The sequence below is a fragment of the Aeromonas sp. SER genome, from assembly GCF_038739615.1.
Classification (GTDB): domain Bacteria; phylum Pseudomonadota; class Gammaproteobacteria; order Enterobacterales; family Aeromonadaceae; genus Aeromonas; species Aeromonas jandaei.
In genome coordinates this window covers 69,607-95,701 of the sequence record NZ_JBCGFC010000002.1, presented here as the reverse complement: position 1 = coordinate 95,701, position 26,095 = coordinate 69,607, and the positions used below count along the sequence as shown (strand labels likewise).

Below are 26,095 nucleotides of genomic sequence, written 5' to 3'. Positions count from 1 at the left end.
CCGCTTCTGCCAGCATGGTCAGCAGGGTTTCGGTGTCGTTCCATGCAAGATAGACAGGCATCGGTGATGCTCTGGCCAAAGCGTGATACCGCAGCTGTTACCGCAGTTTTGCTTTGTTCAACCGAACCTGCGCTGCCTCGGCCAGCATGGTCAGCAAGGTTTCGGTGTCGCTCCATGACAGGCAGGCATCGGTGATGCTTTGGCCGAAGGTGGCCGCGCAGCCGTTCTCCACATCCTGCCGCCCTTCCACCAGGAAGCTCTCGGCCATGATACCGGCGATGCCGGTGCGGCCGCGGCGCAGCTGATCGCAGATATCTTGCGCCACCAGCAGCTGGCGACGGTGATCCTTCATGCTGTTGCCGTGGCTGAAATCGACCACCAGTCGCTCCGGCAGGCCCACATCGGCCAGCGCTTCGCACGCTTCGTCGATACTGGCGGTGTCGTAGTTGGGGCGGTGGCCGCCACGCAGGATCACATGACCAAAGGGGTTGCCGGCGGTGCGGTAGATGGTCATCTTGCCGTCCTTGTCCGGGGAGTAAAAGATGTGGCTGTGGCGGGCGGCGCGCACCGCATCGATGGCGATGCGGGTATTGCCGTCGGTGCCGTTCTTGAAGCCAACCGGGCAGGAGAGGGCGGAGGCCATCTCGCGGTGTACCTGGGATTCGGTGGTACGCGCGCCGATGGCGCCCCAGGTGATGAGGTCGGCAATGTACTGGCCGGTCACCATATCGAGGAATTCGGTGGCGGTGGGCATGCCGAGCTCATTGATATCGACCAGCAGCTTGCGCGCCAGTTTCAGCCCTTCGTTGACATCGAAGCTGCCATCGAGGCGCGGATCGTTGATGAGCCCTTTCCAGCCGACGATGGTGCGCGGCTTCTCGAAATAGGTGCGCATCACGATGCAGAGGCTCTCTTTATACTGCTCGCGCAGGGCGTTGAGGCGCTGGGCGTATTCGCGGGCGGCCGCAGGATCGTGGATGGAGCAGGGGCCGACAATGACCAGCAGGCGCTGATCTTCTCCGGCCAGAATGGCCTCCACTTCGCGACGGGCATCCAGCAGATTCTGGGCAACGGTGTCGGTGATCGGAAACGCGTGGGCAAGCTCGCTCGGAGTGATCAGTGACTCCAGGCGACGGGTGCGCAATTCATCTGTGTGAATGGACATACAACTCAAGTCTCGAGTGGGTGGTGTCAGCCGCAGGGGGCGAAAATGCAAAGGGATAAAATAAAGCAAAAGTCCACCGATTGAAACCTTGGGGGGCTCTGATAGGATGTGAAGCCAAAATCGATTCCAAATGAGGTAGATAGCGTGGCAAAGCCAGGGGCAACCGGGGTCACCCGCATCATCAATGCAGCCGGTTACAGCATGAAAGGACTCAGGTCAGCCTGGATCAACGAGGCAGCATTTCGGCAGGAGCTGATGCTGATCCTGCTGTTGATGCCGCTGGCGTTCTGGATTGGCGATTCCCTCAACCAGATCCTGCTGCTTATCATCATCAGCTGGCTGGTGGTGATCGTCGAGGTGCTCAACTCCGCCGTCGAGGCGGTGGTCGATCGCATCGGCCCCGAGCATCACGAGCTCTCCGGCCGTGCCAAGGATTTGGGCTCTGCCGCCGTCTTTATCGCGCTGGCTCTCAATGCGCTGGTGTGGGGGGCGCTGGTGGGGCGCAATCTGTTGGGATTGTGGTAGGGCACATATCTTGTCCCCCTTCTCCCGTGAGGGGAGAAGGGAGCGAACACGATTTAGGCTCTGCAACATAAAAAAGCCCGTCATCACGACGGGCTTTTTGCTGCGCAGATCAGGGTCTATCAGTGGAGGATCCGGGCACGGATAGTGCCGTTGATCTCCTTGAGCTTGGCGAGCGCCTTCTCGCTGTGCTCGGTCTCCACGTCGATCACTACGTAACCGATATGGCTGCTGGTCTGCAGGTATTGACCGGCGATGTTGATCCCCTCTTCGGCGAAGATCTGGTTGATCTGGTTCATCACGCCCGGCTGGTTGCGGTGAATGTGCAGCAGGCGGCTGGAGCCCTTGTGGCCCGGCAGCGACACTTCCGGGAAGTTGACGGCAGAGAGGGTGGAGCCGTTGTCGGAGTATTTGACCAGCTTGTTGGCCACCTCCAGCCCGATGTTCTCCTGCGCTTCATGGGTAGTGCCACCGATGTGCGGGGTCAGGATGACGTTCTCCAGCCCACGCAGCGGGCTTTGGAACTCCTCGTCATTGGACTTGGGCTCGACCGGGAAGACGTCGATGGCGGCGCCGGCAATATGGCCACTCTTGATGACGTCAGCCAGGGCATCGATATCCACCACGGTACCGCGGGCGGCGTTGATAAAGATGGCGCCCGGTTTCATCATCCGCAGCTGCTCGGCACCGATCATGTTCTTGGTGGAGGCGGTTTCCGGCACGTGCAGGCTGATGACGTCAGACATATTGAGCAGCTCGACCATGCTCGGCACCTGAATGGCGTTACCCAGCGAGAGCTTGTTCTCGATGTCGTAGTAGTAGACCTTCATGCCGATGCTCTCGGCGATGATACCAAGCTGGGTGCCGATGTGGCCGTAACCGATGATGCCGAGCTTCTTGCCGCGCGCCTCCACCGAGCGGTTGGCCAGCTTCTCCCACACGCCGCGATGGCACTTGGCGTTCTTCTCGGGGATGCCGCGCAGCAGCAGCAGGATCTCGCCCAGTACCAGCTCGGCCACCGAGCGGGTGTTGGAGAAGGGGGCGTTGAAAACCGGAATGCCGCGGATCTGGGCAGCTTCCAGCTCGACTTGGTTGGTACCGATGCAGAAGCAGCCGATGGCGACCAGTTTGCTGGCGGCGTCGAGTACCTTCTCGGTGATCTGGGTGCGCGAGCGCAGCCCGATAAAGTGGACGTCGCGAACCCGCTCAATCAGCTCCTCTTCGGAGAGAGAGGTCTTGAGATACTCCACACTGTTGTAACCTGCGGCACGAAAGGTCTCTACGGTGTTGGGGTGAACCCCCTCCAGCAGCAGTACCTTGATTTTATCCTTGTCCAATGAAAACTTGGCGGTCATGACGATCCCTCTGTATGTGCAAACGTAAGTGCAGATTTGGTGTGCGAAGAAAACCGTAAAGTAGCAAAAACGTTTGGGAGAGGGAATATTTGTGACGAAAGTCAAATTCTTTGAAGTTATCAACGATTGTTGTAAACGGAGCTTTGCAACTTGTTGAGGAATAAATAAAAACGGCGCCATGAGGCGCCGTCTTGCATCCACAGGGGGATTACTGGATAACCACGCCTTCCGGGGTGCCGATCACCACCACGTCTGCGCCACGGTGGGCGAACAGGCCGTTGGTGACCACGCCAACGATGGCGTTGAGCTGTACTTCCAGCCCTTTGGCATCGGTAATGGCCATATCCTTCACATCCAGGATGTGGTTGCCGTTGTCGGTGACCACGCCTTCACGCCAGACCGGATTGCCGCCCAGTTTGCGGATTTCGCGGGCCACGTATTCGCGGGCCATGGGGATCACCTCGACCGGCAGCGGGAACTTGCCCAGCACGTCGACGGTTTTGGTGTTGTCGATGATGCAGATGAACTTGTCGGCCACGGCAGCGACAATCTTCTCGCGGGTCAGGGCTGCGCCGCCGCCCTTGATCATGTCGCGGGTGCCGTTGATCTCGTCAGCGCCATCCACGTAGACGGAGAGGGCGTCGATCTCGTTGAGATCATACACGGTGATGCCGAAGCCTTTGAGGCGTTCGGTAGAGGCCACGGAGCTGGATACTGCCCCCTTGATCTCGTCCTTCATGGTCGCCAGCGCGTCGATAAAGTGGTTGACGGTAGAGCCGGTGCCCACCCCGACGATGGTGCCGGGAACCACATACTTGAGCGCAGCCCAACCGGCCGCCTTCTTCATTTCATCTTGAGTCATGATCGTTCCTTAAGAAAAAAGCGGGCGCATTATATCCAACCCCGTAGCCCGTCGCGACCATGTTGCTCACGTTCCGGGGCAAAAAGGGGCAGAAAGTAAATCGTTTGCCTGTTTATTCTGCGTTTGCGCGCACAAAGCCGAGGCTGCTGGCCAAAAACAGCTTATTCAAAGCGCCAGCAGCGGCTCGGGGTGATGATCTGCGGCAGCGGCACATCCCACACCTCCTGCGGCACCGCCTCCACCTGTTGACAGTCGTGGGCAATCCCCAGCGGCTTGGGGCCCATTCTGTGCTCATGCCAGATGGCGAGGGTGCGATCGTAGTAGCCGCCCCCCATGCCGAGGCGATTGCCGTCGCCATCGAAAGCGACCAGCGGGGTGCAAATGAGGTCGAGGGTGCTGTGGGGCACCACCTGCTGCATATCCAGCTCGGGCTCTTCGATGCCGTAGCGATTGCGCACCATGGGACTGGTGGCGGTGTAGCGCAAGAAGAGCAGGTGACCGGGGGTAAAGGGGTGGAGCACCGGCAGATAGACCTCTTTCTGCTGGGCCCACAGCCAGTGGATGGCGGGCAGGGGATTGATCTCCCCGTCATTGGCCAGATAGAGGGCAATGCGCTTGGCGGCGAGGATCTCGGGGTGCTGTTTGAACTGGGCCAGCAGCTGTTGGGCTGCCTGCTGCTGTTCGAGCGGGCTAAGGCTCTTTCTGCGTTGACGTACCAGTTGGCGAAGAGATTGACGTTCGGGCTGGGACTCTTGCATGGGGAACCTCCGGGCTGACTGCAATGGACGGCAGGGCGTACATGGCCCTTACCTTAACATATTCTCTCGTGGGGACGGGGTGAAAAGCGGGTACCGACGAGGGCCGGTACCCACAGGATCAACGCTGGCGCATCTGGTGTTTGACAAAGACGGCGACCAGCGCGGCCAGTGCCAGCGCCATCGGGTAGAAGCTCATGCTCACTACCGCCAGCGGTGACAGGGCGAAGATGGAGCCCAGCAGCAGCGCCTGTGCCCCCCAGGGGATGAGACCCTGGATCACGCAGGAGAAGATATCCAGCATGGAGGCGGCGCGGCGCGGGGTGACGCCGTGATGCTCTGCCAGATCGCGGGCGACCTTGCTCGCAACGATAATGGCGACGGTATTGTTGGCGGTGCAGAGGTTGGTGAGGCTCACCACCCCGGCGATGCCGAGTTCGGCCGCTTTCTCGTTCTGCTCGCCATGGTGGCTGCGGGTAAAGCGGGCAATCAGGGCGCCGATGCGATCGCTGATCCAGGCCAGACCACCCTGACGCTCCATCAGGGCGCCGAGGCCGCCGATGAGCATGGAGAGCAGGAAGATCTCCTGCATGCCGGTAAAGCCCTGATAGATATCCTTGCTGAACTGGCCGATGGCGTAGCCATTAATCATGCCTACGGCGCCTGCGGCGACAATGCCGATCCCCAGCACCACGAACACGTTCATGCCGGAGAGCGCCAGACCGAGGATCAGCAGGTAGGGCATCACCTTGAGCAGGTCAACGGCACCGGCCTTGGCGGGCGCCGCGCCGACGGAGCCGAGCGCCAGATAGAGCAGGATCACCGCAATGGCGGCAGGGGCGGCAATCTTGAAGTTCTCGCGGAACTTGTCCTTCATCTCGCACCCCTGACTGCGGGTGGCCGCTATGGTGGTGTCGGAGATGATGGAGAGGTTGTCGCCAAACATGGCGCCGGAGAGGATGGTGCCTGCCATCAGCACAGGATCGATACCGGCAGCCTGCGCCACACCGAGGGCCACCGGCGCCACGGCACCTATGGTGCCCATGGAGGTACCCATGGCAGTGGCGATAAAGGCGGAGATGAGGAACAGCCCAGGCAGCAGGGCCCAGCCGGGGATAAGCGACAGACCGAGCGCCACGGTGGCGTCAACGCCGCCGGTGGCCTTGGCCACGCTGGCAAAGGCGCCCGCCAGCAGATAGATGAGGCACATCGCCATGATGTTGCTGTGGCCGACCCCTTTGAAGAAGGTCTCCAGATTGCTGTTGAAGCCCTCTTTGCCAAGCAGCAGCGCCAGCATCACGGCTGGCAGGGCGGCAACAGGGGCGGGCAGTTGATAGAAGGCGAACTCGACCCCTTGCAGGGTCAGCCAGGTACCGGTACCGATAAAGAGTGCGAGAAAGACCAGTAGCGGCAGCAAGGCCCTGGCACTGGGTTGGGTCTGGATCATGTGTTCCTCTGAAATTGAACAATGACCTCCTGTCGTGAACTGCTTTGTGCCTTTATCGGATCGGGATAGGGGGAAAACAGCGCGGGCATCCTGCCGCATCGGGGGGCCCACAGTAGTGAGTCAACCCCGCCCGGTCAAGATAGACGTCCAGATGGATAAGGTTTTTTGTCGGTCGATTTGGCTGTTATGATTAAATCCGTTAAATATTCGGATTTAAAAGAAAAATCTGTCTATTTGTCGGCGTGGTCAGCTGGCGCACGGCGGGCTTTTCAAAGCAGACGCAGGCTGGTAAAACGGTCTCTTTCCATAATTAAAAGAGATGAGAGGGTGGAGATGGACAATCCGATCCGTGTGGCCGTGATGGGCTGTAATGGTCGTATGGGCAAGGTGCTGCTGGAGGCGGTCACCAACACCGAAGGGGTGGTGGTTGGCGCTGCGCTGGAGCGGCCGGGGTCGGCGGTGATCGGTCTGGATGCGGGCGATCTCAACGGGCTGGGTCATCTGGGTGTGGCGATTAGCGACAGCCTCGACAAGGTGCGCGACCAGTTCGACCTCATCATCGACTTCACCCGTCCCGAGGTGACTCTGGCCAATCTGGCCTTTGCGCAGGCCCACAACAAGCAGATGGTGATTGGCACCACCGGCTTTGACGAGGCAGGTAAGGCAGCCCTTAAAGAGGCAGGCAAGCAGATCGGTATCGTGTTCGCCTCCAACTATTCGGTCGGGGTCAATCTGGTGTTCAAACTGCTGGAGCAGGCCGCCAAGGTGATGGGCGACTATACCGACATCGAGATCATCGAAGGCCACCATCGCCACAAGGTGGATGCGCCGTCCGGTACCGCCCTCTCCATGGGCGAGGTGGTTGCCAAGACGCTGGGCCGGGATCTGAAAGAGTGCGCCGTCTATGGCCGCGAGGGGATCACCGGCGAGCGGGATCGCAACACCATCGGCTTTGCCACCATCCGCGCCGGCGATCTGGTGGGTGAGCACACCGTCATGTTTGCCGATATCGGCGAACGGGTGGAGATCAGCCACAAGGCCTCCAGCCGCCTGACCTTTGCCAATGGTGCAGTGCGCGCCGGCAAGTGGCTGCGTCAGCAGGGCGCCGGTCTTTATGACATGCAGGATGTGCTCAATCTGAAGTAATTCTTCCGCTTTCTTCTGTCTGATTATCCTGTCTGACCAAACCCCGGCTTGCCGGGGTTTTTGCTGTTTGCTGAGCAAAAAGTTACACAAACACTGGTTAGTGTGCTTTTTTTGATTCAGTCAGGCAAAAACAGTCATTTCATTTTTCCCACTCCTTTTGTTGCCTTGAAATGTCATCACAAGGTAACAATCTTTGGTGCGTTTACGGCGTCCACAGCCATTTTTTCACATCACTCCAAATGGACTAAAAATTCAAACACAGAAAAACGTTTGCTGTTTTTGGCGTCAACAAAACTACACGCAGAAGGCACGAATTCGCACTTTGGTTGTTCTTATGGTGTTTTTTAATATGTTGTTTTTAAAGGGTTTAAGATTGTATCTCGTCTATTTTGTCGTGGTTTTCGAAGTTTTTTTGGTCTGGTTTCAAATTTTCTTTTGCTGCAGGGGCTTGAAAAGCAATTGAGTGCATAGATAATGGGTAATGTTGCTTTTTTATTGAATTTAGATGCATTCTGTCTGAGAAAAGACGTTGAAATGCCACTTTTTTTAAGTAGAATGCGCCCAATTTGCCAGAAATCTGCCGGGTTCGAGTCCTGTCCAAGGCCGGAACCGAGCCCGCAACACCCAGGTAAATTGCTGAATTTAAAGCTAAATAACTGGAGGTTGTCTTGAATCACACTGCATTGCTAGTGCTGGAAGATGGAACTGTATTCAAAGGCGTGTCGATAGGCGCCGAGGGATGTTCCGTTGGTGAAGTGGTTTTCAATACGTCGATGACGGGCTATCAGGAAATCCTCACCGATCCCTCTTATTCCCGTCAGATAGTCACCCTCACTTACCCCCATATAGGCAACACCGGCACCAACAGCGAAGATGAAGAGTCCAGTCAAATCCATGCTCAGGGATTGATCATCCGGGACCTTCCGATACTTGCCTCCAATTTCCGCAATCAGCAATCCCTCTCCGAATACCTCAAGTCTCACAATATCGTTGGCATCGCCGACATCGACACCCGCAAACTGACCCGCATCCTGCGCGAGAAAGGCGCTCAGGCTGGCTGCATTCTGGCCGGGAAACAGGTCGATGAAGCCTATGCTCTCGAACAGGCCCGCGCCTTCCCCGGTCTGAAGGGGATGGATCTGGCCAAAGAGGTGACGGTTGGTGAGGCGTACAACTGGACCGAAGGCAGCTGGCAGCTTGGCAAGGGGCACGTCACCCCGGCTGCTGACCAGCTGAAATACCACGTGGTGGCCTACGACTTCGGCGTCAAGCGCAACATTCTGCGGATGCTGGTGGACCGTGGCTGCCGCCTGACCGTAGTGCCGGCCAAGACTCCGGCTGCCGAGGTACTGGCGCTGAACCCGGATGGCATCTTCCTCTCCAACGGCCCCGGCGACCCCGAGCCGTGCGACTACGCCATCGACGCCATCAAGACTTTCCTTAATACCAACACGCCGGTGTTCGGCATCTGTCTGGGTCACCAGCTGCTGGGTCTGGCCTCCGGCGCCAAGACCGTCAAGATGAAGTTTGGCCACCACGGCGCCAACCACCCGGTCAAGAGTCTGGACGACAACACTGTGATGATCACCGCCCAGAACCACGGTTTTGCGGTAGATGAGAACAGCCTGCCGGATTGCCTGCGCGCCACCCACGTCTCCCTGTTCGACGGGTCGCTGCAAGGCATCCATCGCACCGACCGTCCGGCCTTCAGCTTCCAGGGTCACCCCGAGGCGAGCCCGGGCCCGCACGATTGTGCCGGTCTCTTTGACCACTTTATTGAATTGATTAAGCAGTATCGCGCCTAAGGAAAAGAGGAAAGAGTTTCATGCCAAAACGTAACGACCTTCAGAGCATCCTGATCCTCGGCGCCGGCCCCATCGTCATCGGCCAGGCCTGCGAATTTGACTACTCCGGTGCCCAGGCGTGCAAAGCCCTGCGCGAGGAGGGCTACCGCGTCATTCTGGTCAACTCCAACCCGGCCACCATCATGACCGACCCGGAGATGGCGGACGCCACCTACATCGAGCCCATCACTTGGGAAGTGGTGCGCGAAATCATCAAGAAAGAGCGCCCGGACGCCATCCTGCCCACCATGGGCGGCCAGACTGCGCTCAACTGCGCACTGGCGCTGGAAAAACACGGCGTGCTGGCCGAGTTCGGTGTCGAGATGATCGGTGCCACTGCCGATGCCATCGACAAGGCCGAAGACCGCTCCCGCTTTGACAAGGCGATGCGCAGCATTGGCCTCGAGTGCCCGCGTGCCGGCATCGCCCACAACATGGAAGAGGCGTGGGGCGTGCAGCAGATGGTGGGCTTCCCCTGCATCATCCGTCCCTCCTTCACTATGGGTGGTTCAGGTGGCGGCATCGCCTACAACACCGAAGAGTTCGTCGAGATCTGCGAGCGCGGTCTGGATCTCTCACCGACCAAAGAGCTGCTCATCGACGAGTCGCTGATTGGCTGGAAAGAGTACGAGATGGAGGTGGTGCGGGATCGCAACGACAACTGCATCATCGTCTGCGCCATCGAAAACTTCGACCCCATGGGTATTCACACCGGTGACTCCATCACGGTCGCACCAGCCCAGACGCTGACCGACAAGGAGTACCAGCTGATGCGCAACGCCTCCATGGCGGTGCTGCGCGAAATCGGCGTCGAGACCGGCGGCTCCAACGTCCAGTTCGGTATCAACCCGAAAGATGGCCGCATGGTCATCATCGAGATGAACCCGCGGGTGTCGCGCTCCTCCGCGCTGGCCTCCAAGGCGACCGGTTTCCCCATCGCCAAGATTGCCGCCAAGCTCGCCATCGGTTACACCCTGGACGAGCTGATGAACGACATCACCGGCGGTCGTACTCCGGCCTCCTTCGAGCCGGCCATCGACTACGTGGTGACCAAGGTGCCGCGCTTCAACTTCGAGAAGTTCGCCGGTGCCAACGACCGTCTGACCACCCAGATGAAGTCGGTCGGCGAAGTGATGGCCATCGGCCGCAACTTCCAGGAGTCCCTGCACAAGGCGCTGCGCGGTCTCGAGACTGGCAAGGCGGGCTTCGACCCCATGGTGGATCTGAACGCCCCGGACTCCCTGACCCGCATCCGTCACGAGCTGCAGGATGCCGGTGCTGAGCGTATCTTCTATATCGCCGACGCCTTCCGCGCCGGCCTCTCCATGGACGGCATCTTCAAGCTGACCAAGATTGACCCCTGGTTCCTGGTGCAGATTGAAGAGTTGGTGAAGCTGGAAGAAGAGGTAAAAGAGCGCGGCATGGCCGGTCTCGATGCCGACTTCCTGCGCGCCCTCAAGCGCAAGGGCTTTGCCGATGCCCGTCTGGCCAAGATCCTCGGTGTGGCCGAAGGGGAAGTGCGCAAGCTGCGTGCCCGCCACAACATCTTCCCGGTCTACAAGCGGGTCGATACCTGCGCCGCCGAGTTCGCCACCAACACCGCCTACATGTACTCCAGCTATGACGAAGAGTGCGAGGCCAACCCCACCGACCGCGACAAGATCATGGTCATCGGTGGCGGCCCGAACCGTATCGGTCAGGGCATCGAGTTTGACTACTGCTGCGTACACGCGGCGCTGGCCCTGCGCGAAGACGGTTACGAGACCATCATGGTCAACTGCAACCCGGAGACCGTCTCCACCGATTACGATACCTCGGATCGCCTCTACTTCGAGCCGGTGACCCTGGAAGATGTGCTGGAAATCGTGCGCATCGAGAAACCCAAGGGCGTGATTGTCCAGTACGGTGGCCAGACCCCGCTGAAACTGGCCCGCGCACTGGAAGCCAACGGCGTGCCGATTATCGGTACCAGCCCGGATGCCATCGACCGCGCCGAAGACCGCGAGCGCTTCCAGTCTGCCGTCGAGCGCCTCGGTCTCAAGCAGCCGGAAAACGGTACTGTCACCGCGCTGGAGCAGGCGGTCGTGGTGGCCGAGCGCATCACCTACCCGCTGGTGGTTCGCCCCTCCTACGTGCTGGGTGGCCGCGCCATGGAGATCGTCTACGACGAGACCGACCTGCGTCGCTACTTCGCCGAGGCGGTGAGCGTCTCCAACGAATCGCCGGTACTGCTGGATCGCTTCCTGGACGATGCGACCGAGCTGGACGTGGATGCCATCTGCGACGGCACCGATGTGGTCATCGGCGGCATCATGGAGCACATCGAGCAGGCCGGTATCCACTCCGGTGACTCCGGTTGCTCCCTGCCGCCCTACACCTTGTCCAAAAAGATTCAAGACGAGATCCGCGAGCAGGTGCGCAAGCTGGCGCTGGAGCTCGGCGTTATCGGCCTGATGAACGTGCAGTTCGCGGTCAAGGGCAATGACATCTACCTCATCGAGGTGAACCCGCGTGCCGCCCGTACCGTGCCGTTCGTCTCCAAGGCGACCGGTGCGCCGCTGGCCAAGATTGCCGCCCGCGTGATGGCCGGTCAGAGCCTGAAAGAGCAGGGCTTTACCAAAGAGATCATCCCGCCCTACTACTCGGTGAAAGAGGTGGTACTGCCGTTCGCCAAGTTCCCGGGGGTTGACCCGCTGCTGGGGCCGGAGATGCGCTCCACCGGTGAGGTAATGGGTGTGGGCAGCAGCTTTGCCGAGGCCTATGCCAAGGCGCAGCTGGGTGCCAACCACGCCGTACCGAAAGAGGGTCGTGCCCTCTTGTCTGTGCGTCACAGTGACAAGGCGCAGGTGGTCGATTTGGCCGCCAAGCTGCTGGAGCTGGGTTACGAGCTGGATGCCACCCACGGCACTGCTGTCGCGCTGGGCGAAGCGAGCATCAACCCGCGTCTGGTCAACAAGGTGCACGAAGGTCGCCCGCACATTCTCGACCGCATCAAGAATGGCGAGTACACCTACATCGTCAACACCGCCGAAGGGCGGGTGGCTATTGAGGACTCCAAGCAGCTGCGCCGCGCCGCCCTGCAGAACAAGGTGGCGTATACCACCACCATGAACGAGGCATTCGCGACCTGCATGGCCATCAGCGTTGATGCCACAGCCAGCGTCAACTCGGTGCAGGAGCTGCACGAGCGGGTGAACAATCGCTAACGCTCTGCAAGCGAGCCATGCTCGCACCACATAGATGACAAGCCCCCGCCAGCAATGGCGGGGGCTTTTTTATAACGACGGGTTGGGTGCTGCGAGGACTGGACTTATGGTGCGAAGAGCGTAACTACCGTAAATCAGGCTGCGGCTTGCGACTGCGAGGACGGGGCAGGGCATGCCACAGCTTGCGGGCCGTGACCAGAAAGGGGCGCAGGATCAGCGCACCCAGACGGCTGTAGCGCACATTGTCTTTCGGGCCGACCCCGAAGGTGAGGGGCTCTGGTTGGTGGTTGGTGACGTAAAGAGTGCCGAACCACCAGTCCCACAGCGACAGGTTGATCCCGAAGTTGTGGTTGAAGTGGCGGGGATCCCGGCTGTGGTGGATCTGGTGCTGGGCCGGGCTGTTGAAGATATGCTCCAGCCGCGGGCCAAACGACAGCCAGATATGGCTATGGCGCAAATTGGCGGCCAGCGAGTTGAAGATCAGCACCAGATAGCCCACCCCAAACAGGGTGTAGGGGCGCACGGAGCCGCCGCACAGCCAGTAGAAAGCACCGGAGTAGAGGGCGAGCGCGCTCCCCTTGAGCAGGATTTCAGCGAGCTTTTCCACCAGATGAATGCGGCTGGCGGTCGGCGGCACCAGCACGGTGGCGCTGTGGTGCACCTTGTGAAACTCCCACAGCCAGCGGCTGTGAAAGACACGGTGCAGCCAGTAGTGGACGAAATCGCTGACCAGAAATACCCCGAGACCATAAAGCATCATCAGCCAGCTCGCCTCGGCCAGACGGGGACGTTCACCCCACAGACGGGTGAGCGCGGAGGTAACATCTGTTGCCTGCAAAAGCCAGGGGTTAAGCAGGGTCAGGATCGGCACGATCAGGGCCACATGGAGCAGGGCGCGCACCAGATAATACTGATAATCGAGCAGGGCGGAGGGATGCAGCCAGATGGCCCGGCCGCCGAGAAAACCGGCGAAACTGCCCACTGCCGGGCCTTGCTGGCGCCGGCGCATACGATAGAGGAGGTAGGCAATGAGGCCGGATATCAGCAGGAAGGGGAGCCCAAGCCGCCCGTTGAAATCAAGCAGTCCGGTCAGGCAGTGCCAGATCGGAGTGAGCAGCCACTGCTGCACGTAAGCAAAGAGATGGGCGAGCGTATCCATAGGGTCCATACCGTGAGCATCCTGGCGGCGGCATTCTAAATGTAAACAACTCTCGATAAAAGCCCATGTCTGTTGTCGGGTCATACCTGTTATCTGGTCATATATGGGGGCGCTCCTGTTGCGGCAACCCCTGTCTGGTCAGGGAGAGGGGCGAGGCGATGGGACTTTAGCCTTGTGGATCAATTCTCTACAATGAGCCATCATGTGTGCGCCCGCCGCCGGGCGGGTTTGCCTCCAGCCTCAGTACCGGATATCCGATGACGCTCTCTCTCTTTTCTGTTTCCCCCGCCATGCGCACGCTGGCGCTGCTGATCCCCTTGCTGCTGGCCGGCTGTGCCAGCGATCCCGCTTCTGCCCCTGCACCGAGCGACACAACGGGCGCGACAGTGCCCGCCAAAAAGGCGACCCCGCCAGCCATGCAGCCGCGCAAGCCGGCGGACATGAAGAGCCGCATCGTGAGGTTTCTGCCCCGCCATGTGGTCGACAAGCAGGGGTGGGCCAACGACGTGGTGACGGCGCTCACCACCCAGGGGGTGACAGTCAACGATCACAACGTCTGTACCGTGCTGGCGGTGGCGGAGCAGGAGGCGACCTATCAGGCCGACCCCGTGGTGCCGGGCCTTGGCAAGATCGCCTGGAAGGAGATCAACTCGCGGGCGGCCAAGCTGCTGATCCCCGAGTTTATGGTGCGTGCCGCGCTCTCCATCAACTCGCCGACTGGCAAGAGCTATGCCGAGCGCATCGATGCGCTTCGTACCGAGCGGGAGATGAGCGAAATTTTCGAGGACATGATCAGCATGCTGCCGATGGGCAAGACCCTGTTTGGCAACATGAACCCGGTGCACACCGGCGGCCCGATGCAGGTGAGCATCGCCTTTGCCGAGGCCAATACCCGCGGTTATCCCTATCCGGTCAAGGAGTCCATCCGCCACGAAGTCTTTACCCGCCGCGGTGGTATCTGGTTTGGTACCAAACATATCTTCGGCTATGAGGCGGAGTACCCCGATACCCTCTACCGTTTCGCCGACTTCAACGCCGGCTGGTATGCCAGTCGCAACGCCGCCTTTCAGGCCGCTGTCAGCCGTTTGAGCGGTACTACACTGGCTCTGGATGGCGATCTGATCCGCTATGACTCCGACCTGCCGGGCAAGACGGAACTCGCGGTCTATACCATCGCCAGCCGGATCAACATGAGTCAGCAGGCGATCCACCAGAGCCTCAAACTCGGCGATACCGCCGAATTTGGCCAGAGCGACCTCTATCATCGCGTGTTCACGCTGGCAGACCAGAAAGCGGGCAAGCGGTTGCCCCGCGCCATCCTGCCGGGTATTCAGCTAAAAAGCCCCAAGATCACCCGCAACCTCACCACCGCCTGGTTTGCCAAGCGGGTGGATGACAGGGAGCAGCGCTGCGTGCGGCAGATGGCGACCATTCGCTAAGAAACACAACAAGGGCGGCCAATTGGCCGCCCTTGTTGTTTCCGCTCTTCAGCTTACCGCGTGATGATCTGCTGGCATTTCGGGCCACTTTGCTGAGCATGGCCACCTCATGAGGTACGGGACGCCTCACAGGTGTGAAGTCCATTTCAACGCTGTCGGCTGGTGTGCAATGGCCACATGTTAACAGTGGGTTCAACAAGCTTGTGTGATCTATGCAATGACTACTCTGCCAGTGCCTGCATTGTTCTGTTTGTTATCCGGTGACGAGATAGTTCAATCGTAAAACCAGATTGAATTGAACTTTTTTATTCGGTTTTTTAAGTGGGTGGTGGGGGGTAGGCTAGTCTCAACTGCGAAGCGAAGGGTTTCGCCGTCATTATGACCACAATGAGGATCTGAAGATGGACAAACACGCTAGCGGGGCCGGTCAGTGCCCCTTTGCCCACGGTGCCAATACCTCTGCCAGCCAGGAGCATCAAGTCTGGTGGCCCAATGCCCTCAACCTCGACATCCTGCATCAGCATGACCGCAAGACCAATCCGATGGATGAGACTTTCGATTATGCAGACGCCTTCAACAGCCTCGATTACGATGCCCTCAAGGCCGATCTGCATGCCCTGATGACCGACAGCCAGCCCTGGTGGCCGGCCGACTGGGGCCACTACGGCGGCCTGATGATCCGCATGGCCTGGCACTCCGCCGGCAGCTATCGCGCTACCGACGGGCGCGGCGGTGCCAACACCGGTAACCAGCGCTTCGCTCCCCTCAACAGCTGGCCAGACAACGGCAACCTCGACAAGGCGCGCCGTCTGCTGTGGCCGATCAAGCAGAAGTACGGCAACAAGATCTCCTGGGCTGACCTGATGATCCTGGCGGGCAACGTCGCCTATGAATCCATGGGGCTCAAGACCTTCGGCTTTGCCGGTGGCCGCGAGGACATCTGGCATCCGGAAAAAGATGTCTACTGGGGCTCCGAAAAGGAGTGGCTGGCGCCGAGCGGTAGCGAAGGGAGCCGTTACAGCGGCGAACGGGATCTGGAGAACCCGCTGGCAGCGGTGATGATGGGGCTGATTTACGTCAACCCGGAAGGGGTGGATGGCAACCCGGATCCTTTGAAAACCGCCCACGACATGCGCGTCACCTTTGCCCGCATGGGGATGAATGACGAAGAGACAGTGGCGCTCACCGCCGGTGGTCACACCGTCGGCAAGGCCCACGGCAACGGCAGCGCAGCCAAACTGGGGCCTGCTCCCGAAGGGGCCGATGTGCACGAGCAGGGGCTGGGCTGGATCAACCACGAAAGCCGCGGTATCGGCCGCGATACGGTGACCAGCGGCCTTGAAGGGGCCTGGACCAGCAACCCGACCCGCTGGGACAACGGCTACTTCAAGATGCTGCTGGGCCACGACTGGTGGCTCAAGAAGAGCCCGGCCGGTGCCTGGCAGTGGGAGCCCGTCGCCATCAAGGAGGAAGATCGCCCGGTGGATGTGGAAGATCCCTCCATCCGCTGCAATCCCATCATGACCGATGCGGACATGGCGCTGCGTTTTGACCCGGTATACCGGGAGATCTCCGAGCGCTTTGCCGCGGATCAGGCGCTCTTCTCCGACGCCTTTGCCCGCGCCTGGTTCAAGCTGACTCACCGCGACATGGGGCCGCGCAGCCGCTATTTGGGGCCGGAAGTGCCGAGCGAAGTCATGGTATGGCAGGATCCGGTTCCGGCGGTGGATTACCAGCTCTCCGACAAGGAGGTGAGCGAGCTCAAGGCCAAACTGCTGGCCTGCGGCGTGGCGCCAGCCGATTTGATCGCCACCGCGTGGGACAGTGCCCGCACCTTCCGCGGCTCTGATTATCGCGGCGGGGCCAACGGTGCCCGCATCCGCCTCGCGCCGATGAAAGCGTGGGAAGGCAACGAACCGGCTCGCCTCGAGAAGGTGCTCAATGCCCTGATCGCCCTGCAGGCCACCCTGAGCAAGCCGGTCAGCATTGCCGACCTGATTGTGCTGGGCGGTAGCGCAGCGGTGGAGCAGGCGGCCAAGCTGGCCGGCGTTGATATCGTCGTCCCCTTTGCGCCGGGTCGCGGCGATGCCAGCGCCGAGCAGACCGATGCCGAGTCGTTCGCCTTCCTCGAGCCGGTTCACGATGGTTTCCGCAACTGGCAGAAGGGGCACTACAAGGTGCAGCCGGAGGAGATGCTGCTCGACCGTGCCCAGCTGCTGGGACTCACCGCCCGCGAGATGACGGTGCTGGTCGGCGGGTTGCGGGTGCTTGGCACCAACCACGGCGGCTCGGCCCACGGCGTCTTTACCGACCGGGTCGGGGTGCTCAGCAACGACTTCTTCGTCAACCTGACCGACATGGCCTATAGCTGGCAGCCGACTGGCCGCAACAGCTACCAGATCGTGGATCGTCAGAGCGGCGCGGTGAAGTGGACCGCCACCCGGGTTGATCTGGTGTTTGGCTCCAACTCGGTGCTGCGCGCCTACGCCGAGGTCTATGCCCAGCAAGACGGCAAGGAGAAGTTCGTCCGCGACTTCGTCAAGGCCTGGGTCAAGGTGATGAACAACGACCGTTTCGATCTGAAATAAGTCGCTTCAACCCCAATGAGAACGCCAGCCGCAAGGCTGGCGTTTTTATTGGCGGCAACAGAGAGAGTGAAAAGGGGCATTTTGTGGCCCGATCACCTTTTGTCATCAGATCGGAGGGGCGGTTTGTCAGCCCTTTCGAGCGGATGAAGGCCGGTTTGCTCCTCAGGTCGCTCCCTTGCAGGCTGAATAGCGTAGAATTAATAAACATTTTACTTTATTAATTCGGCGCTATCCGGGCTGCTGCCGCCTCCAGAATCGTGTTACAGCAATGCTGGTGGCCGGGAATCCACCCGGAAAAGGCTGCCCGATCTCTCTGTTATCCCGCGCATATCCCGCTCAGCTCAGAAGCTCATGGCCAGTCCGACCGAATAACCGCGGGTGTTGTTGCTGAACATATAGCGGGCGACCAGCCGAGTGCGGCTGACGATGATGTGGTACTTGCTGCTGTCTATCTCAAGGCCGAGCCCCAGCGAATTGAGGGCATTGAAGCCGAGCAGGCCACGCTGCTCGCCGAGGTACTCGGTGCGCGCCCCCTCCATCACATAGCGCAGCGGGCGATCGAGCAGGGTCCAGTCAAACACCGGCGCCCGGCGGCGCAGATAGAGGCCGAGGTTCTCCGCCTCGGCGCTGCCACGCACACTCTCCGAGGTATTGCCAAAACTCTGCAGGTGTTGGTAGGAGTAACGCAGCTCGGCATCGATATCCTGAGTTTTGGAGAAGAGCTCGTAATCGACCATCAGCGAGCCACCCAGCCCGTACATATTGAGCTGACCGTTTTCGAGAAAGTCGAGGGAGTAGCCTTTGGTACGATCGAGCAGCCAGTTGCCGATGCGAATATCGCTGGCCATGGTGCCCAGCGAGACATTGGCGATGGGGCGCAGTACCCAGTGGCCGCCCTGTTTATCCCTGTGCAGGGAGATATCCCAGCCAACGCCGCCCGAGGCGGTGGCACTGTTCCAGCGGGTGGGGATGGTGCGGCTCTCGCTGCCGTTGCTCATGACAAACTGGGGATCGTAGCGGCTAAAGCCGAGGGCTCCTTCCAGATAGATAGGGAACGATTCGCTCATGGTCGCGCCACCGCCCAGCTGGGCCATGCTGAGGGCGGCCGACTGGCCACTGCCGCTGCCGAGGGAGAGATCGCTGGCGGTGATATCCGGCACCACGGTAAAGCTCATCAGGGAGAGCACGGCATTGGCCCGCTGCTGTGCCCACTCTTCATCCTGAGTTGCGCTCTGGGCGGCGTTGCCGAGCATGGCCAGCATAAGGGGCCACAAGGTCGGGAAGGGTCTGAACATGCGTCTTGCTCCTGCACGGCGACATCCTGTCACTCTGGCTCTACTGTAGCGAGATCCGCCGCCGTTGGCGCGCATCAGATGCTGCGATTGCCACTGCTATCCCGATTTTTTTCAGCAGAGGCAAGGGGTTGCCGCCAGCGGCAGCCCTTTGCAGTTTTGCCGCTAAAGGTTGCCTGTCCGCGGCCGATACTCCATATGAGATCGTGTGGAGGACAAGCCGTTGGACGCTTGGAAGTTGGGGTTGATCAGCATATCGGTGAGTATGCAAGTACAGGCTGGGGTGACCGAATTCGGTGCCGGTCTGGATCAATCCGTCTGGCGTTTGACCTCCGATACCCAGATTGAGTGCCGCCTCGAACACCCGATCCCGAACTGGGGAACGGGGGCCTTTGTCAGCCGCGCCGGGCGCAAGATCAATCTCGATTTCGAGCTCAAGGGCAAACGGCCACAGGCCAGAACCGAGACGGTGAGCCTTGGCATTATGCCGCCGGTCTGGCGCCCCGGCATTGCGGGGCGGGAAGTGAGCCAGCTCCACTTCTATCAGCAGTTTGATGGGCTGGTTGAGGGACAGACTGCCTGGACCATGCTCGACGAGCTGGAGGGGGGCAACATGCCAACTTTCCAGTATCGGGACTGGTATCGCCAGAACCGGCCGGTGCGGGTGTCGCTCTCGTCGGTCAACTTCCGGGTCAAATATCAGGCGTTCCTTGACTGTCAGAGCGGGCTGCTGCCCTACAGCTTCAACGATATCGCCTTTAGCGTGCTCACCTACGACAAGAACAGCGATCAGCTCTCCATCTCATCCAAACGACGGCTGGCGATGATCGGCGAATATATCAAGGCGGACAAGAGCATCGATGTGGTGGTGATCGACGCCTACAGCGATAGCTATGGCGGGCGCTGGACCAACCAGAAACTCTCGGAAAAGCGGGCCGATGCCATCAAGAAGGTGTTCGTCGATCTGGGGCTCGATCCCGGCAAGATCTCGGTGGAGGGGCATGGCGAGAAGCAGCACGTTGCCTCCAACGAAACCGAGCAGGGTCGTGCCAAGAACCGGCGGGTGGTCATCAGCATGGGGCGCAATGGCGAGATCTAGTGCTGTCCCCGGCAAAGAGGCATAAAAAAGAGCGCAGATGCGCTCTTTTTTGATCCTGCCATTCGGCAGCGGGATTAGGGCAGCTTAGAAGCTGTCACCGAGGCCAGTACCGGCATCTTTCTTGGCAATCAGTTCAATTTTGTAACCGTCCGGATCTTCGACGAAGGCGATGACGGTGGTGCCGCCTTTGACCGGGCCCGGCTCGCGGGTGATCTTGGCTCCGGCGGCGCGCAGCGCTTCGCAGGTGGCATAGATGTCGTCCGCTTCCAGCGCGATGTGGCCGTAGGCGGAGCCCAGTTCGTACTCGCTCACCCCCCAGTTGTAGGTCAGCTCGATCACCGCTTCATCTTTCTCGTCACCGTAACCGACGAAGGCCAGGGTGTACTTGTACTCGCTGTTCTCGCTCTTGCGCAGCAGCTTCATGCCAAGGACGCGGGTGTAGAAGTCGATGGAGCGTTGCAGATCGCCGACACGCAGCATGGTATGCAGAATTCTCATTGCTCAGTTCTCCGGGTTGGTGATGTGTACTGCTTTCAATCTCGGTTGCGAGGCTATCAGTTCTCGGGATAGGCCTTCTCTTTGTACTCGCACAAGTCCTCGATGATACAGGAACCACAGCGGGGCTTGCGAGCCAGACAGGTGTAACGCCCGTGCAGGATGAGCCAGTGGTGGACATCCAGCTTGAACTCGGCGGGTACCACTTTGAGCAGCTTCTCCTCCACCTGATCCACATTCTTGCCCACCGCAAAGCCGGTGCGGTTGGATACCCGGAAGATATGAGTATCGACGGCGATGGTGGGCCAGCCAAAGGCGGTGTTGAGCACCACGTTGGCGGTCTTGCGGCCGACACCGGGCAGGGCTTCCAGCGCTTCGCGGTTCTCCGGCACCTCGCCACCATGGCGCTCCAGCAGGATGGCGCAGGTCTTGATGACGTTCTCGGCCTTGGTGTTGAAGAGGCCAATGGTCTTGATGTAGCTCTTGAGCCCCTCCACCCCGAGATCCAGCATCGCCTGCGGGGTGTTGGCCACCGGATAGAGCTTGTCGGTCGCCTTGTTGACGCTGACATCGGTTGCCTGCGCCGAGAGCAGCACGGCGATCAAAAGCTCGAACGGCGAGTTGAAGTTGAGCTCGGTGGTGGGGTGGGGATTGTGCTCCCGCAGTCGCTCCAGTATCTCTCTGCGTTTCTGGTTGTTCATGCAGCCTTCCGTGGTGTCATAGCTGGGTCGCCCGGGCACGGACGGGGGGCACATTGCAGTGAGCCACTGTGGTCGCCTGCTTGCGGTCACGCCACTCGTTGATGGCGTTCTTGGCGGCGATCAGCAGCCCCAGCCCGATAAAGCCGCCCGGCGGCAGAATGGCCAGCAGCAGGCTGGCATCGGAATGGAACAGCTCGATGCGCAGGGACTTGGCCCACTCGCCCAGCAGCAGATCGGCGCCATCAAACAGGGTGCCCATGCCGATGATTTCGCGCATGGTGCCAAGCACCAGCAGCACCAGAGTAAAGCCCAGCCCCATCATCAGACCGTCGAGGGCCGCCAGCAGCGGCGGGTTCTTGGAGGCATACGCCTCGGCGCGGCCGATGATGATGCAGTTGGTGACAATCAGGGCGATAAAGATGCCGAGCGCCTGATAGAGACCATAGGTGTAGGCGTTCATCAGCAGCTGCACGCTGGTCACCAGCGAGGCGATGATCATCACGTAGACCGGGATGCGGATATCCTTCGGCACCCAGTTGCGCACCAGCGAGATGGCGAGGTTGGAGCAGACCAGCACCGCCATGGTGGCAAGGCCCAGCCCCAGCGCATTGGTAAAGGTGGAGGAGACGGCGAGGGTAGGGCACAGACCCAGCACCTGTACCAGCGAGGGGTTGTTCTTCCACAGCCCCTGTACCATCAGCTCCTTGAGCTCGCCCTTGCGGCTTTCCAGCTCGGCGATCGGGGCGGTGCCCGTTTCAATCTGTTCCATCTGTGTCATGACGGGGTCGACTCCGGTTTATTGTGCGGCCGGACAAGCCGGGGCGTTGCTGAGCAGTTCCGGGTGCTCGTGCTGCAGTTTCAGCAGGTTTTTCACCGCCTTGACCACGGCACGGGGGGTGATGGTGGCACCGGTAAAGGCATCGAACTCGCCGCCATCCTTCTTCACTGCCCACTCGGATTCATTGTCGGCGGTCAGGGACTTTCCGGTAAAGCTGTTGATCCAGTTGGATTTTTTCAGCTCGATCTTGTCACCAAGGCCGGGGGTCTCTTTGTGAGCGAGCACTCGCACCGCACTGACGGTGCCCTTGGCATCAAAGCCCGCCACGATGCGGATGGCACCGCTGTAGCCATCCGGCGCGATCGCCTCCAGCGCATAGCCGGTCACCACGCCATTCTTGCTGGCGGTATAGAGGGCCTGCGGCTGATCGCTGCCCAGATACTTCCTGCTGGTCACCAGCTTGCAGCTGGTCACCAGATCGTTGTCATAGCTGCCGGCAGGCAGCAGTGCTTCCAGCGTCTGCAACTTCTCCAGCTGCTGCTGGTGGGCGATCTTGTCCTTGGTCAACTCGTTGGTCAGCACCACCAGTGCGGTGCAGCCCAGCGCGAACATGGCCAGGATCAGGCCGTTCTTGCGCATGCTCTTTAACATGTCCGGGCTCCGTCAGCTGTGATGGGAAAAGAGGGCAGAAACATCATTGGCGACGGGCTCCATACACTTTCGGGCGAGTCAGGCTGTCGATAAAGGGCACGCAAAGGTTGGCCAGCAGCACGGCGAAGGCGAAGGCATCCGGATAGCCGCCAAAGCGGCGAATGATGTAGACCAGCACCCCGATCAGCACGCCATAGACCAGGCGGCCGCGCGGGGTGGTGCAGGCGCTGACCGGATCGGTGGCGATAAAGAAGGCCCCCAGCATGGTGGCGCCGCTAAAGAGGTGGAACATCGGCGTGGCGGTCGCATCCGGGCTCATCAGGTAGCCGAGGGTCGCCGCCGCCAGCAGGGAGCCCAGAATGGCGGTCGGAATGCGCCAGTTGATCACCTTCTGCTGCAGCAGGAAGAGGCCGCCCAGCAGATAGCCGAGGTTGACCCAGCTCCAGCCGATGCCACCCCAACCCTCAAACAGCGGGCCGCTCAGGATCTCGCCGGTGGTGAGCCCCTGAGTCAGGCCGGTTTTCAGGGTATCGAGCGGGGTCGCCATGGTGAGGCCATCCACCCCCTGCTTGAGCTGGGCCATGCTGTAGCCGTCGAGGCTAAAGCCGGTGAAGATGACCGACGCGGCATCGCCAAAGCCGAGGCTGTAGGCGCGCACGCTCTCTGGCGGCAGCCAGCTGGTCATCTGCACCGGGAAGGAGACCAGCAGCAGCACGTAGGCCACCATGGCCGGGTTGAACAGGTTTTGGCCCAGCCCGCCATAGAGCTGCTTGGCGATGATGATGGCGAAGGCAGTGCCCACTACCATCATCCACCACGGCAGCAGCGGTGGCAGGGAGAGACCGATCAGCACGGCGGTGAGGGCGGCGCTGCCATCCATCAGGGCCGGTTTGACGGGGCGGCCCCGCAGCTTGAGCACCAACGCCTCACTCACCAGTGCGGTTACCAGCGCAATCAGGATCTGGATAAAGGAGCCCCAGCCGAAGAACCAGGTCTGGGCCAGCAAGCCCGGCACACAGGCCAGGATCACCAGCAGCATCAGGGTTCGGGTCTGTTTGCGGTTATGGGCAAACGGCGCAGTCGCGATATTGAACATGGATTAGTGCATTACCTCGTTGTTTAACGATGGGCCAGCGAGCATCAGCGCGGCTCGGCGTCGGATGATGATCCCTCATCCGGGGTGGCACCACTGGCCCTGGCCGCTTCAGCAGCCAGTTTTTTCGCCTTGGCGCGGGCGACGGCAGCGGCGATGGCTGCCTTCTTCGGGTCAACGCTCGCCTCGGCAACGGCCGGTTCGGCCACGGCCTCGCTCACCGGCTCGGCGAGTACTTGCTCACCGCGAGCCCCTTCTGCTTCCTGCATTGGCTCACCTTGTTCAGCTGCCTGCTGGGCCGCCTTCTTGGCCTTGGCGCGGGCAATGGCTGCGGCGATAGCGGCTTTCTTGGGATCGACCGCTTCGCTGACCGCAGATGGTTCATCGCTTTGGGTTGCAGCCGTTTCGTTGGTGCCTGCGGTTGCAGTCAGAGAGCCCTCAGCGCTGTCACCCTGCTGGGCCGCCTTTTTGGCTTTGGCCCGGGCAATGGCCGCGGCGATAGCGGCCTTTTTGGGATCGACCGCTTCGCTGGCCGCAGATGGCGCATCGCTTTGGATGTCTGCGTCGGTTGTCGCGCTGTTGGCTGTGCTTACCGGCTCGCCACTCGCCTCAGCCTTTTTGGCCTTGGCACGGGCAATGGCGGCGGCAATGGCTGCTTTTTTCGGATCGGCCTCTGCTGAAGGCTGGCTTTCGGCCGCGCTATCTGTAGCAGGAGCATCGCCAGCCTGAGCCGCTTTCTTGGCCTTGGCACGAGCAAGAGCCGCGGCGATGGCTGCTTTCTTGGGATCGCTGGATGGGTCAACCGCCTCGGCGGATTGCGGCGCAGCAGCTGTTTCGCTGTTTGCACTCTCCGCCAGCTTGGCAGCGCGGCGCGCTTCCGCTTCCCGTTTGCGCGCTTCGCGAGCGGCAATCACGGCGCTGTTGTCGGGCACACCCTCGGCGGTGGCCGCAATGGCGGTGATGGGCGCATCCTGCTTGGCCTTGATACGGGCCAGCGCGGCGGCAACCGGATCTTCCCCGCCAGCGGCAGTCATCGCCTGCCGGCGCTGGGCGGCGGCTTCGGCGTGGCGCGCTTCGCGGGCCGCTTTCTCCCGCTCGAAACGGGCCTGCTTGGCTTCAAAACGCTGCTTGGCGCGCTCGGCTTTTTCGGCCTCGGCGCGGGCTTCGCGAATGTCATCCTTGGCGATCTTGTAGTACTGCACCAGCGGGATCTCGCTCGGGCAGACCCAGGCGCAGGCACCGCATTCGATGCAGTCCATCAGGTTGAGCTTCTCGGCCTTGTCGTACTCTTTGGCCTTGCTGTACCAGTAGAGCTCTTGCGGCAGCAGGCTGGCCGGGCAGGCATCGGCACAGGCGCTGCAACGGATGCAGGCCTGCTCCGGGCCGGGTGCGGGTAGTTCGGCTTGCGTCGGCGCGAGCAGACAGTTGGTCGCCTTGACTACCGGCACCATGGCGTGGGGCAGGGTAAAGCCCATCATGGGGCCCCCCATGATCACCCGCTGATCCGCCTCCGGTTGCAGCTCGAAGCGCTGCAGTAGCCAGCGCACCGGCGTACCGAGGCGCACCCAGGCGTTGCCGGGCTTCTTGAAGCTGTCGCCGGTGAGGGTAACGATCCGCTCGATCAGCGGCTCGCCGTCGATAATGGCGCGCTTGATGGCAAACACGGTGGCAACGTTGAGCACCATGATGCCGATATCGACCGCGCGGCCGCCCTTGGGCACCTGACGGCCGGTCAGCAGCTCGATGGTCTGCTTGGCACCGCCCGAGGGGTACTTGGTCGGCACTGTCTTGACCAGCACATCCTCGTCGGTGGCGTGACGGGTCAGCTCGGTGATCGCCTCGGGTTTGTTGTCTTCTACCCCGATCAGGGTGAGTTTCGGTTTGAGCAGGTGCTTGAGCACCCGAATGCCATCCATTATCTCATCGGCGTACTGCTGCATCAGCCGATCGTCGGTGGTGATATAGGGTTCGCACTCCAGCCCGTTGACGATCAGGATCTCGGTGAGCTGGCCGCGGCCGTCGAGCTTGCTGTGGGTGGGGAAGACGGCGCCGCCAAGACCGGCAATGCCCGCCTGCTGGATGCGCTCGAGCAGTTCGCCCCGCTCCAGATTCCAGTAATCGGGTTTGCCGTCGAGCTCGCCCCACTCATCTTCGCCATCGGGGGTGAGGATGACGCAGAGATCGTCAAGCCCCGAAGGGTGAGCGACCGTGTGGTTGGCAATCTCGGTGATGGTGCCCGAGGTGGAGGCGTGCACCGGCACCACCCGCCCCTTGGCGTAACGGGTCAGCGGTTGACCCTTCTTGACCTTGTCACCCACCTGCACCAGCAGGTCGCCAGCGGCGCCTGCGTGCTGGCGCACCGGAATGATCAGGCGCGGCGGCAGACCTGCCTGCTCGACCGGGCTCTGGCTCGATTGCAGTTTGTTGTCGGCGGGGTGAATACCACCGTGAAAGTCCCAGATATTCCCGGCTTTGATGCGTTCAAGTAAAGACTGCAT

20 protein-coding genes are annotated in these 26,095 nt (G+C 60.7%); 7 read left to right on the top strand and 13 right to left on the bottom strand.

Annotated elements, in window-relative coordinates:
* Nucleotides 1-97: 97 nt before the first annotated feature.
* Nucleotides 98-1,165, bottom strand: coding sequence for a 3-deoxy-7-phosphoheptulonate synthase (locus AAHA41_RS03295; RefSeq protein WP_201908035.1), 1,068 nt, complete (start codon nt 1,163-1,165; stop codon nt 98-100).
* Between the two features lie 144 nt (nt 1,166-1,309).
* On the opposite strand from AAHA41_RS03295, the gene AAHA41_RS03290 reads away from it, so the two are divergent.
* Complete coding sequence (locus tag AAHA41_RS03290) at nt 1,310-1,690, top strand: diacylglycerol kinase (RefSeq protein WP_033114340.1); 381 nt, start codon at nt 1,310-1,312, stop codon at nt 1,688-1,690.
* Between the two features lie 119 nt (nt 1,691-1,809).
* Here AAHA41_RS03290 and serA read toward each other — a convergent pair whose 3' ends face one another.
* The 4 genes from serA to AAHA41_RS03270 all read right to left on the bottom strand — a co-directional run bounded on the left by serA (nt 1,810) and on the right by AAHA41_RS03270 (nt 6,106).
* Nucleotides 1,810-3,042, bottom strand: coding sequence for a phosphoglycerate dehydrogenase (serA, locus tag AAHA41_RS03285; protein WP_323070422.1), 1,233 nt, complete (start codon nt 3,040-3,042; stop codon nt 1,810-1,812).
* Nucleotides 3,043-3,250: 208 nt separating this feature from the next.
* Nucleotides 3,251-3,904, bottom strand: a complete 654-nt coding sequence (gene rpiA / locus AAHA41_RS03280; protein ID WP_043849490.1) for a ribose-5-phosphate isomerase RpiA — start codon at nt 3,902-3,904, stop codon at nt 3,251-3,253.
* Between the two features lie 161 nt (nt 3,905-4,065).
* A complete protein-coding gene (locus AAHA41_RS03275; RefSeq protein ID WP_323070423.1) occupies nt 4,066-4,662 on the bottom strand; it encodes a 5-formyltetrahydrofolate cyclo-ligase in 597 nt (198 codons plus the stop codon).
* Between the two features lie 118 nt (nt 4,663-4,780).
* Nucleotides 4,781-6,106 (bottom strand): Na+/H+ antiporter NhaC family protein, encoded by a 1,326-nt coding sequence (locus AAHA41_RS03270; RefSeq protein WP_041208560.1) that lies wholly within the window; start codon nt 6,104-6,106, stop codon nt 4,781-4,783.
* 333 nt (nt 6,107-6,439) lie between these two features.
* Here AAHA41_RS03270 and dapB point away from each other — a divergent pair, with 333 nt between their 5' ends.
* From dapB to carB, 3 genes are all read left to right on the top strand, one after another.
* Complete coding sequence (gene dapB / locus AAHA41_RS03265) at nt 6,440-7,252, top strand: 4-hydroxy-tetrahydrodipicolinate reductase (RefSeq protein ID WP_320656181.1); 813 nt, start codon at nt 6,440-6,442, stop codon at nt 7,250-7,252.
* Between the two features lie 668 nt (nt 7,253-7,920).
* Nucleotides 7,921-9,057, top strand: coding sequence for a glutamine-hydrolyzing carbamoyl-phosphate synthase small subunit (carA, locus tag AAHA41_RS03260; protein WP_323062800.1), 1,137 nt, complete (start codon nt 7,921-7,923; stop codon nt 9,055-9,057).
* 20 nt (nt 9,058-9,077) lie between these two features.
* Nucleotides 9,078-12,302 (top strand): carbamoyl-phosphate synthase large subunit, encoded by a 3,225-nt coding sequence (gene carB / locus AAHA41_RS03255; RefSeq protein ID WP_033113583.1) that lies wholly within the window; start codon nt 9,078-9,080, stop codon nt 12,300-12,302.
* A gap of 124 nt (nt 12,303-12,426) precedes the next feature.
* Here the strand turns inward: carB and AAHA41_RS03250 are convergent, their stop codons facing one another.
* Entirely contained in the window at nt 12,427-13,461 is a 1,035-nt protein-coding gene (locus tag AAHA41_RS03250; protein ID WP_323070440.1) for a sterol desaturase family protein, read from the bottom strand.
* A gap of 257 nt (nt 13,462-13,718) precedes the next feature.
* On the opposite strand from AAHA41_RS03250, the gene AAHA41_RS03245 reads away from it, so the two are divergent.
* Both AAHA41_RS03245 and katG read left to right on the top strand, forming a co-directional pair.
* Nucleotides 13,719-14,900, top strand: coding sequence for a DUF1615 domain-containing protein (locus AAHA41_RS03245; RefSeq protein WP_042031603.1), 1,182 nt, complete (start codon nt 13,719-13,721; stop codon nt 14,898-14,900).
* 401 nt (nt 14,901-15,301) lie between these two features.
* Nucleotides 15,302-17,488 carry a catalase/peroxidase HPI gene (gene katG, locus AAHA41_RS03240; RefSeq protein ID WP_323070424.1) on the top strand — a complete coding sequence of 729 codons (2,187 nt, stop codon included), beginning with the start codon at nt 15,302-15,304 and terminating at the stop codon, nt 17,486-17,488.
* 341 nt (nt 17,489-17,829) lie between these two features.
* On the opposite strand, the gene AAHA41_RS03235 is transcribed toward katG, so the two are convergent.
* Nucleotides 17,830-18,750 (bottom strand): hypothetical protein, encoded by a 921-nt coding sequence (locus AAHA41_RS03235; protein ID WP_225628421.1) that lies wholly within the window; start codon nt 18,748-18,750, stop codon nt 17,830-17,832.
* 253 nt (nt 18,751-19,003) lie between these two features.
* Between AAHA41_RS03235 and AAHA41_RS03230 the strand changes: the two genes are divergently transcribed.
* Nucleotides 19,004-19,879, top strand: a complete 876-nt coding sequence (locus AAHA41_RS03230; protein WP_041208982.1) for an OmpA family protein — start codon at nt 19,004-19,006, stop codon at nt 19,877-19,879.
* 84 nt (nt 19,880-19,963) lie between these two features.
* Here AAHA41_RS03230 and gloA read toward each other — a convergent pair whose 3' ends face one another.
* Genes gloA through rsxC form a run of 6 tightly spaced genes read right to left on the bottom strand, consistent with a single transcriptional unit; the run spans nt 19,964 to nt 26,095 of the window.
* Nucleotides 19,964-20,377 carry a lactoylglutathione lyase gene (gene gloA / locus AAHA41_RS03225; protein WP_005337610.1) on the bottom strand — a complete coding sequence of 138 codons (414 nt, stop codon included), beginning with the start codon at nt 20,375-20,377 and terminating at the stop codon, nt 19,964-19,966.
* A gap of 56 nt (nt 20,378-20,433) precedes the next feature.
* Complete coding sequence (gene nth / locus AAHA41_RS03220; RefSeq protein WP_323070425.1) at nt 20,434-21,075, bottom strand: endonuclease III; 642 nt, start codon at nt 21,073-21,075, stop codon at nt 20,434-20,436.
* Nucleotides 21,076-21,091: 16 nt separating this feature from the next.
* On the bottom strand, nt 21,092-21,844 hold the full coding sequence (locus tag AAHA41_RS03215) for an electron transport complex subunit E (RefSeq protein WP_182927977.1): 753 nt from the start codon (nt 21,842-21,844) through the stop codon (nt 21,092-21,094).
* 27 nt (nt 21,845-21,871) lie between these two features.
* Nucleotides 21,872-22,504: an electron transport complex subunit RsxG gene (gene rsxG, locus AAHA41_RS03210; protein ID WP_033113576.1), complete on the bottom strand. Its 633-nt coding sequence runs from the start codon at nt 22,502-22,504 to the stop codon at nt 21,872-21,874.
* A 43-nt stretch (nt 22,505-22,547) separates the two neighbouring features.
* Nucleotides 22,548-23,600 (bottom strand): electron transport complex subunit RsxD, encoded by a 1,053-nt coding sequence (gene rsxD / locus AAHA41_RS03205; RefSeq protein WP_041208552.1) that lies wholly within the window; start codon nt 23,598-23,600, stop codon nt 22,548-22,550.
* Between the two features lie 44 nt (nt 23,601-23,644).
* Complete coding sequence (rsxC, locus tag AAHA41_RS03200) at nt 23,645-26,095, bottom strand: electron transport complex subunit RsxC (protein WP_323070426.1); 2,451 nt, start codon at nt 26,093-26,095, stop codon at nt 23,645-23,647.